The 17,186-nt window shown below is 62.1% G+C and carries 16 protein-coding genes; 6 read left to right on the forward strand and 10 right to left on the reverse strand.

Features of this window, described 5'->3' with window-relative positions; genetic code table 11:
- Positions 1-11: 11 nt before the first annotated feature.
- Entirely contained in the window at positions 12-938 is a 927-nt protein-coding gene (locus tag RAE21_RS02840) for a sensor domain-containing diguanylate cyclase (RefSeq protein WP_313880051.1), read from the forward strand.
- 23 nt (positions 939-961) lie between these two features.
- Here RAE21_RS02840 and RAE21_RS02845 read toward each other — a convergent pair whose 3' ends face one another.
- Positions 962-1,891: a glutaminase gene (locus RAE21_RS02845; protein ID WP_313880052.1), complete on the reverse strand. Its 930-nt coding sequence runs from the start codon at positions 1,889-1,891 to the stop codon at positions 962-964.
- Between the two features lie 61 nt (positions 1,892-1,952).
- Between RAE21_RS02845 and RAE21_RS02850 the strand changes: the two genes are divergently transcribed.
- Positions 1,953-3,086, forward strand: coding sequence for a DUF2157 domain-containing protein (locus RAE21_RS02850; RefSeq protein ID WP_313880053.1), 1,134 nt, complete (start codon positions 1,953-1,955; stop codon positions 3,084-3,086).
- Between the two features lie 131 nt (positions 3,087-3,217).
- Here the strand turns inward: RAE21_RS02850 and RAE21_RS02855 are convergent, their stop codons facing one another.
- The 7 genes from RAE21_RS02855 to RAE21_RS02885 all read right to left on the reverse strand — a co-directional run bounded on the left by RAE21_RS02855 (position 3,218) and on the right by RAE21_RS02885 (position 9,203).
- A complete protein-coding gene (locus RAE21_RS02855; RefSeq protein ID WP_313880054.1) occupies positions 3,218-4,354 on the reverse strand; it encodes a branched-chain amino acid ABC transporter substrate-binding protein in 1,137 nt (378 codons plus the stop codon).
- 269 nt (positions 4,355-4,623) lie between these two features.
- Entirely contained in the window at positions 4,624-5,214 is a 591-nt protein-coding gene (locus RAE21_RS02860; protein ID WP_313873636.1) for a hypothetical protein, read from the reverse strand.
- 32 nt (positions 5,215-5,246) lie between these two features.
- Complete coding sequence (locus tag RAE21_RS02865) at positions 5,247-6,407, reverse strand: branched-chain amino acid ABC transporter substrate-binding protein (protein ID WP_313880055.1); 1,161 nt, start codon at positions 6,405-6,407, stop codon at positions 5,247-5,249.
- Positions 6,408-6,505: 98 nt separating this feature from the next.
- Positions 6,506-7,369 (reverse strand): LytR/AlgR family response regulator transcription factor, encoded by an 864-nt coding sequence (locus RAE21_RS02870; protein ID WP_313880056.1) that lies wholly within the window; start codon positions 7,367-7,369, stop codon positions 6,506-6,508.
- A 6-nt stretch (positions 7,370-7,375) separates the two neighbouring features.
- On the reverse strand, positions 7,376-8,434 hold the full coding sequence (locus RAE21_RS02875) for a sensor histidine kinase (protein ID WP_313880057.1): 1,059 nt from the start codon (positions 8,432-8,434) through the stop codon (positions 7,376-7,378).
- A 33-nt stretch (positions 8,435-8,467) separates the two neighbouring features.
- Positions 8,468-8,764, reverse strand: coding sequence for a 2TM domain-containing protein (locus RAE21_RS02880; protein ID WP_313880058.1), 297 nt, complete (start codon positions 8,762-8,764; stop codon positions 8,468-8,470).
- 25 nt (positions 8,765-8,789) lie between these two features.
- A complete protein-coding gene (locus RAE21_RS02885) occupies positions 8,790-9,203 on the reverse strand; it encodes a DUF2306 domain-containing protein (protein WP_313880059.1) in 414 nt (137 codons plus the stop codon).
- Between the two features lie 198 nt (positions 9,204-9,401).
- Here RAE21_RS02885 and RAE21_RS02890 point away from each other — a divergent pair, with 198 nt between their 5' ends.
- From RAE21_RS02890 to RAE21_RS02905, 4 genes are all read left to right on the forward strand, one after another.
- A complete protein-coding gene (locus RAE21_RS02890) occupies positions 9,402-10,679 on the forward strand; it encodes an efflux RND transporter periplasmic adaptor subunit (RefSeq protein ID WP_313880060.1) in 1,278 nt (425 codons plus the stop codon).
- A 10-nt stretch (positions 10,680-10,689) separates the two neighbouring features.
- Positions 10,690-11,466 (forward strand): ABC transporter ATP-binding protein, encoded by a 777-nt coding sequence (locus RAE21_RS02895; RefSeq protein ID WP_313880061.1) that lies wholly within the window; start codon positions 10,690-10,692, stop codon positions 11,464-11,466.
- Positions 11,463-12,698 (forward strand): ABC transporter permease, encoded by a 1,236-nt coding sequence (locus RAE21_RS02900; protein ID WP_313880062.1) that lies wholly within the window; start codon positions 11,463-11,465, stop codon positions 12,696-12,698. The genes RAE21_RS02895 and RAE21_RS02900 overlap by 4 nt, the downstream gene beginning before the upstream one ends.
- A gap of 81 nt (positions 12,699-12,779) precedes the next feature.
- Positions 12,780-13,613, forward strand: coding sequence for an undecaprenyl-diphosphate phosphatase (locus RAE21_RS02905; protein ID WP_313880063.1), 834 nt, complete (start codon positions 12,780-12,782; stop codon positions 13,611-13,613).
- A gap of 51 nt (positions 13,614-13,664) precedes the next feature.
- Here the strand turns inward: RAE21_RS02905 and RAE21_RS02910 are convergent, their stop codons facing one another.
- Both RAE21_RS02910 and RAE21_RS02915 read right to left on the reverse strand, forming a co-directional pair.
- Positions 13,665-15,386, reverse strand: coding sequence for a putative bifunctional diguanylate cyclase/phosphodiesterase (locus RAE21_RS02910; RefSeq protein WP_313880064.1), 1,722 nt, complete (start codon positions 15,384-15,386; stop codon positions 13,665-13,667).
- On the reverse strand, positions 15,386-17,182 hold the full coding sequence (locus RAE21_RS02915) for a sensor histidine kinase (RefSeq protein ID WP_313880065.1): 1,797 nt from the start codon (positions 17,180-17,182) through the stop codon (positions 15,386-15,388). Before RAE21_RS02915 ends, RAE21_RS02910 begins: the two co-directional genes overlap by 1 nt.
- Between the last annotated feature and the right edge of the window lie 4 nt (positions 17,183-17,186).

A 17,186-nucleotide genomic window follows, 5' to 3' on the forward strand; every position in this document is an offset into this window, starting at 1 on the left:
TATAGGATCTGATGGCTGACTCCAAAGGCATTGCTGTGAGCTCGTATTTCGCGGAAGACCTGGCTCGCCTGTACGAGCAGTCGCCCCTGCATGTGGTGTTGTACGACCCGCAAGACATGGTGCGCTACGCGAACCCGTCGCACTGCATTGACTTTGCCATGGCGCGGGATGTGCCGATCTCGTGGTCCGACATGATGCGCCACAGCTATGCCAACAAGGTAGGCGCCGCTATCCAGACCGACGACATCGAGGCGTGGCTGATCTCTGCCAAGGCGCGGCGGGGCAAGCTGCCGTTTCGCTGTTTTGAGGCCGACCTGCGCAGCGGCCAGTGGATGTACATCACCGAAACCATGGACGAGCAGGGCTGGATGTTGAGCGTGGGCTTTGACATTACGGCCCTGCGCACCAACGACCGCTCGTTGCGCCAGGCGCGCGATGGCGCTTTGCGGGCCGCCCAGGTGGACGCACTCACCGGCGTGAGCAGCCGTGCCCATGTGCTCGAGCAGCTTGATTTGCGGCTCAACCAGTTGCGCGGCAACCAGCAGCCTTGCGGTTTGGTGCTGCTGGACCTGGATTACTTTAAAAAAATCAACGACACCTATGGCCACAACGCGGGGGACGAGGTCTTGCAGCGCTTTGCCCGCCTGGTGGTGAGCTCGCTAGGGCGCAACGACGGGTTTGGCCGTATCGGGGGCGAGGAGTTTTTGCTGCTATTCCCCCAAGCCACCCCTGCTGAAATGGAGGCCAAGGTGCAAGCCATCCTGGAGCTGGTGCGCGAGTCGTCGCCCTTGCCCGAGGTGCCGCGCTTTCACCACACCTGCTCTGCTGGCCTGACCATGCTGGACCCTGCCCTGAGCAGCATTGAAAACATGCGCAATGCAGACCGCGCGCTCTACGCCGCCAAGGCCGCAGGCCGTGACCGGCTGATGTGGGCCTGAGCCTTAGGCCAAAGCCTTTTTCTTCAGGTGTGGTTCCAGCCGGTGAGCTGCACCAAGCGCTCCAGTGCAAAAGCGCCCAGCACCGAGTTGCCTTTGGCGTCCAGCTCGGGCGCCCATACCGCCACCGTGCCCACTCCAGGGGCAATGGCCACAATGCCGCCGCCCACGCCGGTTTTGACCGGCAAGCCGATGCGGTAGGCAAAGTCGCCAGCGGCGTCATAGGCGCCGCAGGTGAGCAGCAGTGCGTTGACGCGGCGGGCCTCGTCGGGGCTTAAAAACTGCTCGTCCGGGCGGCCGTCGCGGCCGAGGTCACGGCCCGCGTTGGCTAAAAACATGGTGGCTTGGGCGAGCTGGGCGCAGTTCATCTCGGTGGCGCACTGGCGGCAGTAGTTGTCGAGCACCAGCTCGGGCGCGTTGGCAAAGTTGCCGTGGCTTTTCATGAAGTAGGCCATGGCCATGTTGCGGTGGGCGGTGTCGCGCTCGCTCTTGGCGACAGCTGCGTTCCAGCTCAGGTCGGGGTCGTCGGTCAGGCGGCGCAGAGCGCCCAAGAGTGCGTAGTCGAGGTGGGCGTAGCGGGTGGTGAGGATGTCGGTAATTACCAATGCGCCGGCATTGATAAAGGGGTTGCGCGGAATGCCGTGTTCGGTTTCCAGCTGCACCATCGAGTTAAACGCCGCGCCCGAAGGCTCGCGGCCTACGCGCTTCCACAGGTCTTCGCCGATGGCCTTGAGCGCCAGCACAAAAGTAAACAGCTTGGTAATGCTCTGCAGCGAGAACGGGGTGTGCGCATCGCCCACATGAAACGTGCTGCCGTCTACCAGCGCCACCGCCATACCAAACTGCCGTGGCGGCACTTGGGCTAGCGCGGGAATGTAGTCGGCCACCTTGCCTTGGCCAAACAGGGCGCGGGCTTCGGTGTTGATTTGGGCCAGGGCGGTGGTGAGGGTGTGCATGGTTTCATTCTAGGAGTGGCCTTGTGGTACATATGCAGGCCAACCATAGGGGGGATGCGCAATGCACATCAAAGACGACACAGGCACGGCAGATTTACCGGTTGCGCTGCGCTTGCAAGATTTGACCGAGGCTGCCCGCGACGGCGTGATCACCGAGTCGCAGGCGCAGGCCTTGTGGCAGCGCTGGCACTATCGCGTGCAGCCGCACAGCGCTGCACAGCGCGAGCCGGGGCACGGGCTGCAGCCGGTGGCTGCGGGGCCGGGGTTCAGCTTTGTGAATGTGCTGTATTACTTTGGCGGTTTGCTGGCCATCGGGGCGATGTCGCTGTTCATGACCCTGGGCTTTCAGCAAATGGGGCCTATGGCCTTGCTGTTGCTGGGCGTGGCCTACTTGTGGGCGGCGCTCAAGGTGGCAGACCATTTCAAAGGCCGGGGCCTGATGGTGCCGGCAGGCCTGCTGGCCACGCTGGCAGTGTTTTTGGTGCCCTTGATTGTGTGGAGCGGGCAGCACCTGATGGGCTGGTGGCCGCCTGGGGGCTCGGACTCGCTGGCCAGCTACCACACGCGGATTGACTGGCGCTGGCTGACCCTAGAGCTGGCCACCCTGGCAGCTGGTGTGGTGATGCTGTGGCGCTACCGCTTGCCCTTTATGGTGATGCCGTTGGCACTCACGCTGTGGTACCTGAGTATGGATGTGGCCAACATGCTGCTCCTGGACCATCGCTGGGAGTGGGAGTTCATGCGCGACATGTCGCTGGTGTTTGGCATTGGTACGGTGGCGGTGGCCCTGTGGGTGGATGTGCGGACCCGGCTCTCGCAGTCGGCCGAGTGGCGGCAGGACTTTGCGTTTTGGCTCTATATTTTTGGCACCACCATGTTCTGGTGCGGCCTGAGCCTTAATGACTCGGGCTCCGAGCTGGCCAAGCTGGGTTATTGCGCGCTGAATGTGGCCTTGGTGCTGGTGGGGGCGGCCATTGGGCGGCGCGTGTTCACGGTGTACGGCGCCTTTGGGGTGCTGCTGTATTTGGGGCACCTGTCGCACAAGGTGTTTCAGGATAGTTTTATGTTTCCGTTTGCACTCACGGTGCTGGGCTTGGGGCTGGTGGCCTTGGGCGTTTGGTGGCAGCGCAACGAGGCTGCGATTGCCGCCCGGCTGAGCGCCTTTGTGCCGCGTGGTTTGCAACCCCGGTCTTGAGTGAACGTGTGCCGCGCTGGCACTGGCAGTAGCAGTGGCAGATTAGCGGGCACGCATAAAAAAAGCGCACTGCAGGCAGTGCGCTTTTTGCTGTGCATGGCAACTTGTGTTGCCATGAGACAGGTCCGTGATTAGCGGATCACAGCGATTTCAGACAGCTTGCCGCCCTTGACGGTCTTCAGTGTCAAAGCGCCGTTCAGGATGTCGCCCTTGTTGTCAAAGGAGATGTTGCCTGTCACGCCCTTGTAGTCCTTGGTAGCTGCCAACACGGGCAGGTACTTGGCTGGGTCGGAAGAACCGGCCTTGACCATGGCGGCAACCATCAGGTTCACGCCGTCGTACACGTAGGGTGCGTACACCTGAACGTCTGTACCGAACTTGGCCTTGAATTTGGTCTTGAATGCGTCCATGCCGACCTTTTGCTGGCCTTCCACGCCACCGGCTTCCGCGCAGTAGACTTGGTTGTCAGCAATCGCGTCGCCACCCAACTTCACCAATTCGGTGGAGCAGATGCCGTCGCCGCCCATGAACTTAGCGTTGATGCCCAAGGACTTCATTTGACGCAGCATGGGGCCTGCAACAGCGTCCATACCGCCGAAGAACACGACGTCGGCTTTCTTGCCCTTGATAGTGGTCAGGATAGCGGAGAAGTCAGTGGCCTTGTCGGTCGTGAATTCTTTAGCAACCACGGTGCCACCAGCAGCTTCAACAGCCTTGCTGAACTCTTGTGCAACGCCTTGGCCGTAAGCAGTACGGTCGTCGATCACGGCGATGGACTTGCCCTTCAGTTCTTTCACAGCGTAACGGCCCAGTGTGCCGCCCAGTTGTGCATCGTCAGCCACCAAACGGAAAGCTGTCTTGAAGCCTTGGCGTGTGTACTTGGGGTTGGTAGCGGAAGGAGAAACTTGGGGGATGCCAGCGTCAGAGTAGATGCTGGAAGCAGGGATGGTGGTGCCGGAGTTCAAGTGACCGACCACGCCGGAAACCTTGGCATCAGCCAGCTTCTGGGCAACAGCAGTACCTTGCTTGGGATCAGCTGCGTCGTCTTCTGTCATCAAACGCAGAGTAACTTTTTTACCGCCGATGGTCACGCCAGCTGCGTTGAGTTCTTCAACGGCCAATTTGGCGCCGTTTTCGTTGTCCTTACCCAAGTGGGCGATCGCGCCGCTTGTAGGGCCAACGTGAGCGATAGTGACAACCGCGTTTTGTGCGAAAGCCATTCCGGTGGTCAAGGCGATGGCTGCGGCTGCAACAATTTTCAACTTCATAAAAACTCCAAATTAAAAAAGTGTGAATAAATTTCTCACCGGGGCGAACATTAGCGCAAGTCTTGAAAGGTGAGCATCAGGCTTGTACTGATATGGTACTAGTATTTAAATCTCTAATGGAGCATGAATTGATTTGCTCCCAAAACAGGGCTTCTCCCTCTGAAGCGAGGTTGCCTTTGGTGCCCCGGATGAACGAATGCACAGTTTTGGTGCGAGTTGTGCGTTAGGGAAAGCCCCGGGGCGGAACCGGTTTTGGCATCCGGGCCTGATTAGTCGATCAGGGTGCGGGCAAAGGTGTTGATGGCGTCCACATCGGCCGGCAGTGCGGTGAAGTGAATGCCTTCGGTCAGCAGCGTGGTGCGCAGGCCGCGGTCCACCTCGCGTGCCTGGTCTTCATCTTGGAAGCGGCCGGTGTGCACGTATTTTTTGTCACCGCGCTCCACCAGGATGTTGATGTTGTTGTGCTGGTGGTACCACTCCAGAATCTGGGCGCGGGTCTTGCCCACGTCGCAAATGTTCTCGGGGTAGTGCTCGTTGTAGTACAGCACCTGGGGGAGCGAGCACTCGGTGATCAGGAACTGCACCTGCCCGTCGAGCAGGTTGAGCATCTCGAACTGGCGCTGGGCAATGAAGTACTGGTTTTTCAGCACTTCAAAGTTTTGTTGCCAGACCAGTGACTTGGCGTAGTCGGGAATGGTCTCCACCGTTTTGTGGTGGAGGTTGAGAAACAGAATGATGGCTGCTGAGAACAGCGACTTGTCGCTACCCGGCCCCCCAATGATGTTGATGACCTTGGTGGGGTACATGCGCATCTTGCTCTCGGGCAAGGTGTTGGGTACGGTGGTGTAGCGCAAAGTCATGGTGTTCTCCTCAGTGTTCTTTGCGGTGGGGCTTACCAGCTGTCAGAGCGCATCTGGGATTCCCAGAGCCCGCCTTTGCCACTGTAAACCCCAATCACGCCGTAGCGCTGCTCGCCTTTGTCATCCCATTTCATGGAGCCGGTTACCGGGGCATAGCCATCGAGCTTTTTGAGCATGGCAGTAATGTCCGCAGCCTTGCTCGACTCGGCGCGCCGGATCGCTGCGGCCAGCACGTGCATTGCGTCGTAGGTGTAGTGACCGGCGTAGGCGGGGTCTTTTTTGAACTTGGCGCGGTACTTGTCGAGGAAGGCGGCCCCGGCGGTGAATTCGCGGGCTTCCAGGATGGGCGAGGTCACAAACAAGCCCTTCATGCCGCCGCCGCCCTTGAGCATGTCTGGCGTTTTGGCTGTGTCTGCACCGAGGATGGTGATGCTGGTGTAGTCGATTTTTTTCAGAGCTTCAATCAGGGCCACGACCTGGAAGTCGCTCACGGTGGTGACCAGTACCTGCACGTTTTCTGCCTTGAGCTTGGCGGCGAAGGCGTCGAAATCGACCGTCTTGTCGTCAAAGCTTTGTTTGAGCACGATCTCTTTTTTGGCGAGTTTGAGCTGGACCTCGGCTCCCTCGGCCAGCTCTTTGCCGTAGGTGGTGCTGTCGTCTTGCAAGGCGTAGCGGGTGCCTGAAATTTGCGATGCCGAGTAGCTGCCAATCGCCTTGGCCTGCAGCGTGTCGTTGGCCACCAGGCGGAAGGTGGTGTCCAGGCCGAGCTGGGTGAATTTGGGATTGGTGGAAATGGCCAACTGGGCGATGTTGCGGCCCGCATAAATGGGCGCTGCGGCGATGCTGACCCCCGAGTTCAGGTGGCCGATGACGGCCACCACACCGGCGTCTACGAGTTGCTGAGCGACGGCCTTGCCGGTTTCGGCGTTGGCCTTGTCGTCGACAGCCACGATTTCAAAGGTCACGGTCTTGCCCTTGACTTTGTAGCCTTCCTTGTTGATTTCTTCTGCCGCGAGGTTCACACCATTGAGCAAGTCCTGGCCGAGTGCCGCGAGGTTGCCGCTCAAAGGCTGGGCGACGCCGATTTTGATAACCGCGGGCGTGGAGTCGCAGCCCGCCAACAGCCCGGATGAGGCTACAGCGGACGCGGAAAGCAGGCGCAGTGTGCTGCGACGCGAGAGTTTCAATTGCATGGAAGGGGTCCTAGGGAATCGATGGGGCATTGTAGGGAGCTATACCCAGCAACACCCATGCCACAGAGGGCTCGTTTACCCCAAGTAGAAGCCGCCCACTACATGGCTTTGAAGCGGTGGGCGTAAAGGCGGCTGACCGGCAGTTTGTCATGGCGCTCGCGCAAGGTGAGCGAGAGCTTGCCCGCCTCGTCGCGGTGCACGAATGCAATTGCGCTGGCCCGCACCACAGTGCCGCGGTGGATCTGCCAGAACTCGTCCGGGTCGAGCTGGTTGAGCAGGTCTTTCAGGGGGGTGCGCAGCAGGTATTCGCGGTCGGCAGTCAGGACCCGCAGGTACTTGTCGGCCGCCTCGAACACCAGCACCTCGCTCACCGAGACCATGTGAATCTGCTGCCCCACGCTGGCTTGCAGCACCTGCAGGCGGGGCAGAGCTGGCGTCGCGCCCATGCCGCTGCCGGTGACCCGGGCGCTGTGCTCCAGCAGGCCGCGCAGTTGGTGCAGCGTGGCGTCCAAGGTGGCATCAGGTACTGGATTTGCTATTGTTTCAGGAGCGGTATGCGCAGGTTTTATGAGGGCCTGCTGCAGTTTTGACACAGTTTTTTGTAAGCGCGCGGCTTGCACTGGCTTGAGCAGGTAGTCCATAGCCTGCGCTTCAAAGGCTTGCACTGCGTATTGGTCGTAGGCGGTCACAAACACCAGCGCAGGGAAGGGCTGGTGCGGCGCGTGGGCCGGGGGCCAGAGTTCGGCCAGCTCGAGGGCGGCGTCCAGCCCGCTCAGGCCGGGCATGCGGATGTCAAAAAACAGCACCTGGGGTGCCAGCTCCAGCGCAGCCCGAACGGCGGATGCGCCATCGCCCACGGTTCGCAGCACCTGCAGCCCGGGCCAGGCACGGGCCAGCTCGGCCTGCAGGGCCATGGCCAACAGGGGCTCGTCTTCAGCTATCAGTGCGGTCGCAACGGTCATGAGGGCTCAGATCTTGAGGGGGAAAGTGACACTGGCGCTTATTCCGCCTTCGGGGGCTGCTACTAAAAGCATAGCGCCCTCGCTACCGAAGGTGGTGGCCAGTCGCTCGCGCACCTGTTGCAAGCCAAAGCCGTGGCCGGGTGAGGGCGTGGCTTGGCCTTGCAGGCGGGTCGGGTCTGCGCCCAAGCCGGTGTCTTGCACCTGCAAAGTTAAGCGCCCGTGGTCTGCGCTGGCGGCGATGCGGATGCGGCCGCCCTCCACCTTGGGCTCCAGGCCATGCTGGATGCTGTTTTCTACCAGGGGTTGCAGCAGCAGGGGCGGCACCGGCTGGTCGCGCAATGCATCGGGCAGGTCCAGGGTGAACTGCAGCCGTGGTCCCATGCGGATGGCCATGAGCTCGAGGTAGTCGTGCAGGCGGGCAAACTCATCGGCCAGGGTGTGGCGGGTGCCGCCTGCCGGCGCGCGCGAGGCCGAGAGGGTGGCCCGCAAGTAGGCAATCATGTGATCCAGCATGGTTTGGGCCCGGGCCGGGTCGAGGCTGATCAGGGCGCGCAGGTTGGCCAGGGTGTTGAACAGCATGTGCGGCTCCAGCTGCGATTCGAGCAGCTTGAGCTGGGCCTCGCTGGCTTGGCGGCGGGCAATCTCGAGGTTTTGCCGCTCAGCGGCGAGTTGCTCCCGGCTCACAAATACCCAGCAAATCGTGCCGCCGGCCACCAGGCTCACAAACAACATGCCCCAGGCCATGCGGGGCGTCTGTTTCCAGTATTGAAACGAGGTGGTGCCCAGGATCAGGTCGGTCAGCAGATGGCCGCTCACATAGCCCAGCACCACCGACACCGGCACGATGAAGATCAGCCGGGACACATGCTTTTGCCAGTTGTCCACCAAGAAGTAGTTGGCACACTCGATGTAGCACCAGATGCAAATGCCTATGCAGTTCGAATACACCAGGTTGAGGCCGAACGAGTGGTTGTCAAACAGCGTGATGCCCAGCGCAATGACGGTGTTGAGGACCAGCACCTTGAGGCCGCGCAGGGCTAAAGCAGTAGGGGGCAGGGGGCGCATAGGGCTCTGAGTATGCCGCCAAGCGTGGCGCGCTTACCAGGGGTCGCGCTGGGCTTGCAGGGCTTGGCGCTCACGCTCCAGCAGCGAGTGAAACAGGCCGACCCGTTGCAGGCGGATGAACACCACCGCACCGTGTACCGCCAGGCCCAGTGCCCAGCCCGCAGCAGGGAACACGGCCCAGTGCAGGCCTTGCAAGGCTGCCAGCAGCATCAGCCCGGCGTTAACGAAAACAAACACCAGGGCGTGGATGTACCACCCCATTTTGGCGCCCGCCCGTTTGCGGGCCAGGCGCTCCAGGTCGGCGGGTGAGAGAGTGGTGAATGCGTTCATAGCGATGGACTCCAAGCGGGGTGAATTACAAAAGGCCGAACCATTGGCCCCAGACCAGCTGGCCGAGGTAGCGCCCGGGCAGCAACGTGAAGGCGCCCGCACCCAGGCAGGCACCGACATAAAGGCCCTGCATGATCTTGCGGTGGCGCGCAATATCGTGGAGCGCGAGCGCCCGGAACGCACCGAACAGGCCCGCCAGCGTGACCGGCACAAACAAGTGGATCCAGGTGTAGCCGGCCCAGTTGGGTAGCTGGTAGTCGCGGATAAACATGGCGCTGATGGCGGTAGCCAGCATCATCGTGACCCAGGCGTAGCCGGCCGCGCGGTGCAAGCGGGTGCGCTGTGTGCTGCCGCGCCGGGCCCAGATGGCCAGCGGCCCGATCACCAGGGCGGCGAGTGCTGAGGTCAAATGAACAGCAATGACGGGTGTAAGTGGCATGGCGGCGGGGTTGTGGGCTGGCGATGGCGTGACTGTGACGCGTGCGCCATCACTTGCCCACCGGTTTGCGACGGAATGCAGCCCCGGCGGCGCGAGATGCAGCACCACGGCGCAAGTTGCACGTTCCCGCCCCGGAGCGGTCAAGGGCCTTTGGGTGGCTGACATGGGTTTGCCATGGCGGCTTTCTAAAATCAAGGCATGAATACAAAACGCATAGGCGCCGCCGTGGCGCTGGTGGCTGCCTTGGGAGCGGGCGGCTGGTGGTGGGTGCAGCAACAAAATGGCGGCAAAGTCGAGTACCGCACGGCGACGGTGAGTCGCGGCAATCTGCAAGCCACCGTGGCGGCCAGTGGCGCCGTCAGCCCCGTGGCGCAGGTAAGTGTGGGCACCCAGGTGAGCGGCCAGATCCGCGACGTGCTGGTGGATTTCAATAGCGAAGTCAAAGCCGGCCAGCTGATTGCCCAGATAGATCCCGAGACGTTTGAATACCGGGTGCGCAGCGCCCAAGCGGATGTGGATGCCGCTCGGGCCGCGGTGTTGACCGCCCAGGCCAACGCGCTGGCCGCACAAACCCAGGTGTCGCGCGCGCAGGTGGACTTGGACGAGGCCCGACGCGACTCCGACCGTAAAAAGAGCTTGGCCGACCAGCAGTTCATTGCCGCCAGCGAGGCCGATAAGGCCCGCGCTTTGGTGAACACCAGCCTGGAGGCCATGAAAAGCGTGCAAGCCCAGGTGGGCGTGGCCCAAGCCCAGGTCAAAACTGCACAGGCCAATGTGGCCCAGCGCGAGGCGGCACTGGCGCAGGCGCGTATCGATCTGGCCCGCACCCGCATTACTTCGCCGGTGAACGGCATTGTGATCAAGCGCACCATCGAGCGTGGCCAAACGGTGGCCAGCAGCCTGCAGGCGCCCGAGCTGTTTGTGATTGCCCAGAACCTGTCCGACATGCAGGTCGAAGCCGCGATTGACGAGAGCGATGTGGGCCGCCTCAAAACCGGCCAGAAAGCCAGCTTTACGGTGGATGCCTTTCCCGGCCAGACCTTTGAGGGCAGCATCCGCCAGGTGCGCAAGGCCGCCACCAATGTGGCCAATGTGGTGACCTATGTGGCCATCGTCGGTTTCAAAAACGAAGGCGGCAAACTGTTGCCCGGCATGACGGCCAATGTGCGCATCATCACCGACCAGCGCGACAAAGCGCTCAAGGTGCCCAATGCCGCACTGCGCATGCGTATCGAGGGCGTGGACGCCCCGGCAGGCGGGCGCGGGCAGGGCCGGGGCCGGGTGTACACACTCGCCGCCGACGGCAAGCCGCAGGCGGTGGCGGTGCGCATCGGGGTGAGCGACGGCAGTGCCACCGAGGTGCTCGAAGGCGGCGAGGGATCTGCCGGTCTGGCGGAGGGCGCTGAGGTGATCACGGGTCTCAAAAACACATCCTCTGCCAAAGCCGGTGGCAGCGGCCCCCGGTCGCCGTTTTGAGGGACGCCCGATGCTGATATCGGCCCGCGAACTGACCAAGACCTACGCCATGGGCGACCAGACCGTGCACGCCCTGCGCGGCGTGTCGCTGGACATTGCCGAGGGCGAGATGGTGGCCATCATGGGCACCTCGGGGTCCGGCAAATCGACCTTGATGAATATTTTGGGTTGCCTGGACCAGCCCGGCAGCGGCAGCTATCTGCTGGCGGGCGAGGCGGTGCAAGACATGAGGCCCGACGCGCTGGCCTCGATCCGCAACCGGCGCATCGGCTTTGTGTTTCAGCAGTTCAACCTGCTGGCCCGCACCAGTGCGCTGGAAAACGTGGAGCTGCCCATGGTGTACGCCGGCGTCAAGGCGCCGGAGCGACATGCCCGCGCCCTGGAGGCGCTGCAGCGCGTGGGCTTGGGCGAGCGGGCCCATCACACGCCGGCCGAGCTGTCGGGCGGACAACAGCAGCGGGTGGCGATTGCGCGCGCGCTAGTGAACCGGCCGCAACTCATCTTGGCCGATGAGCCTACCGGCGCGCTGGACTCAGAAACGAGCGAAGACATCATGCGCCTGCTCACCGACCTGAACCGCCAGGGCATGACGGTGGTCCTGGTAACCCATGAACCCGACATCGCCGCCTGGGCCCGCCGCAAACTGGTCTTCAAAGACGGCCGCATGGTGGAAGACACCTTGCAAGCGGGGGCCAAGGGAGAGTCGAACGCCGCCGGGCCGACCCAAGGCGTGAGGGCCCCCGTGGGGGGCAGCGACCCGCAAAGCGGTGGAGCGTGGGGGCTATGAATTTTTTTGCGGCATTGCGCAGCGCATGGCGGTCGCTCGCGGCCAACACCTTGCGCAGTATCTTGACCATGCTGGGCATCATCATCGGGGTGGCGGCAGTGATCACCATGATTGCGGTCGGCCGGGGCGCGACTGACCGGGTGCAGGAGCAGATGAAGGGCCTGGGCTCCAACATCATGCTGGTGCTGCCCGGCGGTGTGTCGCAAGCCGGGGTGCGCCTAGGCGCACAGACCCGCCAGCGCCTGACCGAAGAGGACGCTGCGGCCATTGGCCTTGAAATTCCCGAAGTGCAGGTGGCCGCCCCCACCTCGCGTACCAGTGCCCAGCTGGTGTTTGGCAATACCAACTGGAGTTCGACCGTTTTTGGAGTGAACAACGACTACCTCGAGGCGCGCGACTGGCCCATGGCTGCCGGCCGCATGTTTGATGCCGGTGAACTGGCGGGCTCGGCCAAAGTGGCCTGGATCGGCAGCACCGTGGCCCGAGAGCTGTTCGGGGACCAGGACCCGATTGAGCAGGTGGTGCGGGTGCGCAATATCCCGATGACGGTGATCGGCGTTTTGGCGCCCAAGGGCCAGAACTCGATGGGGCAGGACCAGGACGATGTGGTCATGGTGCCGCTGGGCACTTTGCGCAACCGCATCTGGGGTGGCGACGCGACCAGCCGGCTCAAGCGGGTGGGCAGCATCAGCGTGAAGGTGCGTGAAGGGCAGGACATGCGGGCGGTGGAAGACAGCATCAAAGACCTGTTGCGCCAGCGCTTTAAGGTGCAAGAGGGGATTGAAGACCCGTTTGTGGTGCGCAACCTGACCGAGATTTTGCAGGCCCAGGAGGAAAGCAGCCGTGTGATGACGCTGCTGTTGGCGGCGGTGGCGGGCATCAGCTTGCTGATTGGTGGCATTGGCATCATGAACATCATGCTGGTCAACGTGACCGAGCGCACCCGCGAGATCGGGCTGCGCATGGCGGTGGGGGCCCGGGGGCGGGACATCCTGGCCCAGTTCTTGATTGAAGCTGTCACGCTGAGCCTGTTGGGTGGCGCCATCGGGGTCGCGTTCGGGGCGCTGGCCACCTGGGGTGTGGGACACTTCGCGGGGTGGCAGGTGGCGTTGAGTGCAGGCTCGGTGCTGCTGGCGGTGGGGTTCTCGGCGGTGGTGGGTGTCTTTTTTGGCTACTACCCGGCGCGGCGCGCGGCCAAGCTGCTGCCGATCCAGGCCCTGCGCTACGAGTAGTTGCTATCAAAATGTGAGCTACTCGCGCATATAAAATGAGCGCCAGAGGCCAATTTGGCTTGTATTTCAGGGAGAGATTTTTTGGATATTACGTTGTTGATCAAGGCCGCCATCATGGGCGTGGTGGAAGGGCTGACCGAGTTTTTGCCGATTTCGAGCACCGGGCATCTGATTCTTGCGGGCTCGCTCTTGGGCTTTGTGGATGCCAAAGCCAAGGTGTTTGATATTGCGATCCAGACCGGTGCAATTTTTGCCGTGATTCTGGTCTATTGGCAAAAGATCCGCGACACCATCGTTGCCCTGCCGGCCGAGCGCTCGGCCCAGCGTTTTGCGCTGAATGTATTCATCGGTTTCTTCCCCGCTGTCATTCTCGGCCTGCTGTTTGGCAAGGCCATCAAGGCACATTTGTTCACGCCGGCGGTGGTGGCTACTACCTTCATTGTGGGCGGCTTCATCATTCTGTGGGCAGAGCGCCGTCAGAGCGCAGGCGGCACCGCAGTGCGGGTGCACAACGTGGACGACATGAGCCCGCTGGACGCCCTGAAAGTGGGGCTGGTGCAGTGTCTGGCCATGGTGCCCGGTACCAGCCGCAGCGGCGCCACCATCATTGGCGGCATGTTGCTGGGCTTGTCGCGCAAAGCAGCTACCGATTTTTCTTTCTTCCTCGCGATTCCGACCCTGATTGGTGCGGGTGCCTACAGCCTTTACAAAGAGCGTGGCCTGTTGTCGGTGGCGGATGTGCCGATGTTCAGCGTCGGCCTAGTGTTCTCATTCATCAGCGCGTGGTTGTGCGTGCGCTGGTTGCTCAAGTTCATCTCTACCCACAGCTTTGTCGGCTTCGCGTACTACCGGATTGTGTTCGGCATCGTGGTGCTGCTCACCTCCTGGAGTGGGCTGGTAGTCTGGGCCGAGTGATCTGCGGGGTGCCTTGCCCCGGTTTGCCAAAGGCCACTGTGGTGGCCTTTTTTACGCCGGTAGCGCGGTGTTTTGCAGCTCGGTAAAAAAGCGCTCGGCTTGCGGGGCGGGTACCGCAGGGCTGAACAAATAGCCTTGGGCGTCATCGCACCCCAGCTCGCGCAGATAAGCGAGCTGCTCGGGGGTCTCTACCCCTTCCGCCACCAGTGACAGGCCGAAGCTCTGTGCCATGGCCACGATGGCCCGGGTGATCGCCACATCGCCCAAGTCGTGGGGAATATTGCGCACAAAGGATTGGTCGATTTTGAGGGTGTCGAGCGGGTAGCGTTTCAGGTACGACAGGCTCGAGTAGCCGGTGCCGAAGTCGTCCATCGCAAGGTGCACGCCCAGGGCTTTGCACTCGTGCAGGGTAGCCAGGGTGTTGGCCACGTTGTGCAAGGCCAGGCTTTCGGTCACCTCCAGCTCCAGCGCGCTGGGCGGAATGCCGGTTTCTTTCAGAATCCGGCCCACCAATTCCGGCAGGTTTTGCCCGACAAACTGCCGCGCGGAGATGTTGACCGCAATCCGGAAGCCTTGGTGCCCCTGGGCTATCCAGCGCGCGGCTTGTTGCGCGGCGGTGCGCAACACCCATTCACCCACCTGCACAATGATTCCGCTTTGCTCCGCAATCGGGATGAATTCGCTCGGCGGTATCGCACCCAAGGTGGCATGGTGCCAACGCAGCAGCGCCTCGAAGCCCACGACTTTGCCGGTCGCAATGCGGATCTGGGGCTGGTAGTACAGCTCCAGGTCACCGGCATGCAGGGCGCTGTGGAGCTCGTTGTGGATCAGCAAGGTGCGCGCGACCCGCCGGTTCATGGCGCTGTCAAAGTAGGCGTACATGCCCGGGCCGTCCGGCTTGGCGTGGTGGAGCGCGGACTCTGCGTTGAGCAGCAGCGCGTGCACGCTGTCGGCCTGTGCCGGGTAGGTGCTGCCACCGGCGCTGGCGGTCAGAAACAGGGTGTGTCCGGATACCCGGTAGGGCTGCGCCAAGGCGGTCAAGGCTACCGTGGCAAAGCCAGCCAAAGAGCAGGCATCCGGCAAGCCGGTAACGCACACTGCGAACTGGTCTCCGCCGAGCCGGCCGACCACATCATGCGGGTGGCTGGACACCGAACCGCGGATGCACTGCTGCAGCCGTTTGCCCACCTCGCGCAAAACGAGATCGCCGACCCCGGTGCCCAAGGATTCGTTGATTTTTGAAAAACCGTCCAGCCCGAAGCAGAGCAAGGCTACGGTTTCGCAAGTGCTGACCGCGTGGTCGAGCTGCTCTTCAAACAAGTCCCGCCCGGGGAGTCCTGTCAGGGTGTCGATTTGCATGGCCTGTTGGGCCTCGGTTTGCAGACGTTGCGCAGCCAGTTGCTGGATACGGCTACGCTCCAGGCGGGCGCTGATGGCGGCCAGTAGCTCTTCGCGGCGGCAGGGCTTGGTGAGGTAATCGTCTGCGCCGAGGTTCATGCCGGTGCGGGTGTCACTGCGGTCGGCGCGGGCCGTGAGCATGATCACCGGCAGGGTGGCTGTGGCCGGGTGGCTGCGCAATGCTTTGATGAGCCCGAAACCGTCGAGCTCCGGCATCATGACGTCGGTCAGCACCAGGTCGGGGCGATGGGCGAGGGCGGCCGTCAAGGCCACACGGCCATCCGCTGCGGCGGTGACTTCGTAGCCTTCCAGCTCGAGCATCCACTGCAGGTTTTCCCGCAGGGAGGGTTCGTCTTCCGCGATCAAGATGTGCATCACGTATTCCCGGTGTCGGCTGGTGGGGCTTCGAGCATCACGGTGAAGCAACTGCCTTGCCCCGCCGCGCTGTGCAGACTGATGGTACCGCGGTGGCACTCCACCGCGTCCCTGACAATCGAGAGACCGAGGCCGGTTCCGGCGATGTTGCCGACATTGCTGGCGCGGTGAAAGCTTTCAAACAAATTGGGTTGGTCCGCGGGTGGTATGCCGATCCCCTGGTCGGACACCTCAATCAGCAGCTTGGTGGCTTGCACTGGCTTCACCCGCAAGGCGACTGTACCACCATCGGGCGAGTACTTGACCGCGTTGGACAACAGGTTGCCCACGATATTGCGGACCAGGCTTTCGTCTATCTCAAACCGCAAGCCCTCGTCCGGCAGGTCCAGTGTCATCTGGATGTTCTGAAAGGCATCCGGCATGGTGCTGCGGAGTTCGTCCACGAGGCTCCTGCAAAAGCTGGCAATCGCGGAGGCCTGAGGCTTGAATTGCAAACGCCCGGCTCCGGACTGGCCGATGACCAAGACGTTCTCCAGCATGTGCGCCATGCGTGCTACCGCGTCGTCAATTTTCTGCAGGGTGAGCCGCTTCTGCTCAGTGCTCATGCGGGCTTCGTAGTGGCTCAGCAACTCCACCGAGCCGTGGATGGTGGCCAGCGGTGTGCGGAATTCGTGCGACGCCACCGAAATGAACCGGCTTTTGAGGTCGTTCAGTTCAATTTGCTGCTGCAAAGCCCGCTTTTGGTCGGCCTCTGCGCGTACCCGTGCGGTGACATCAACGACAAATAGCAAGGTTGCATCCCGTTGCCCCCACTGAATCAACACCGCGGACAGATCGAGGGTGCGCACCTCGCCCCGGGCGGTAATGACCCGGAAGCTGTAGTTTTCTTCCACCGGTTCGCCGCGCAGGCGCCGCTGGTGCCGCTCAACGACAGTGGGTACGTCTTCCGGGTGGATGCTGCCGGTGAAGGGCATGGCCATCAGGGCCTCGGTGGTGTGACCCACGATCCGCTCCATGCTCGGGTTCACAAACACCATGTGACCGTTTTGCACGACGACCACCCCCACCCCGACGTTTTCAATCACCGAGCGGTAGCGCGCTTCTGATTTGCGCAGCTCTTCAATGGTCTGGTAGCGCTCGATGGCGGCACTGACGTGGTTCGCGAAAAACCCGAGAATCTCCACATCCTCGTCGTTGTAAATGACGTCGTCGCTGTAAGCCTGCACCACCAAGACACCGAAGGTCCGGCCGTGAATCTGCATCGGTACGCCGAGCCAGGAGGCGAAGGTCAAGTCTCCGCTGGAATCTGCCATGTGGCCCGCTTCACGCAGCGCTGCAAAGCGTGCTGCATCCAGCAGCAAGGGCTGTTGAAGCTCTAGCAAGTATTCCGTCATGCCTTTTTTGTAGGGCACGCCGTAGCGCTGCATTTCGTCGCCATCCCGCTCGTCCACGTAGTAAGGAAAGTCCACCACCCCAAGGTCGTGGTTGTGCAGTGCCACATAGAAGTTGTCGGCAAACATCAACTCGCGCAGCAGCTGGTGCACCACTTGCAGGAAATCGTGAAACGAGAGGCCGGCGGTTGCACGCTCTGCAATCCGGTAGAACACCCGCTGCATGGTCTCAGCCCGCTTTTGCTTCTCGTTGTCCTGCTGCATCTCTGTGGTGCGCCGGATCATCCACTGGCGTGCCCCACTTAGCTGGGCAACCACTTGCTGTTGCAAGGATTCGTTTTCCGCACGCAGCGCGGCAATTTGTGCTTCCAGCGATTCCAGTAACTTGGAGGCCGGAATGGTCATCTGC

Origin of the sequence: Rhodoferax potami (genome assembly GCF_032193765.1) — a bacterium.
Lineage (GTDB): Bacteria > Pseudomonadota > Gammaproteobacteria > Burkholderiales > Burkholderiaceae_C > Allorhodoferax > Allorhodoferax potami.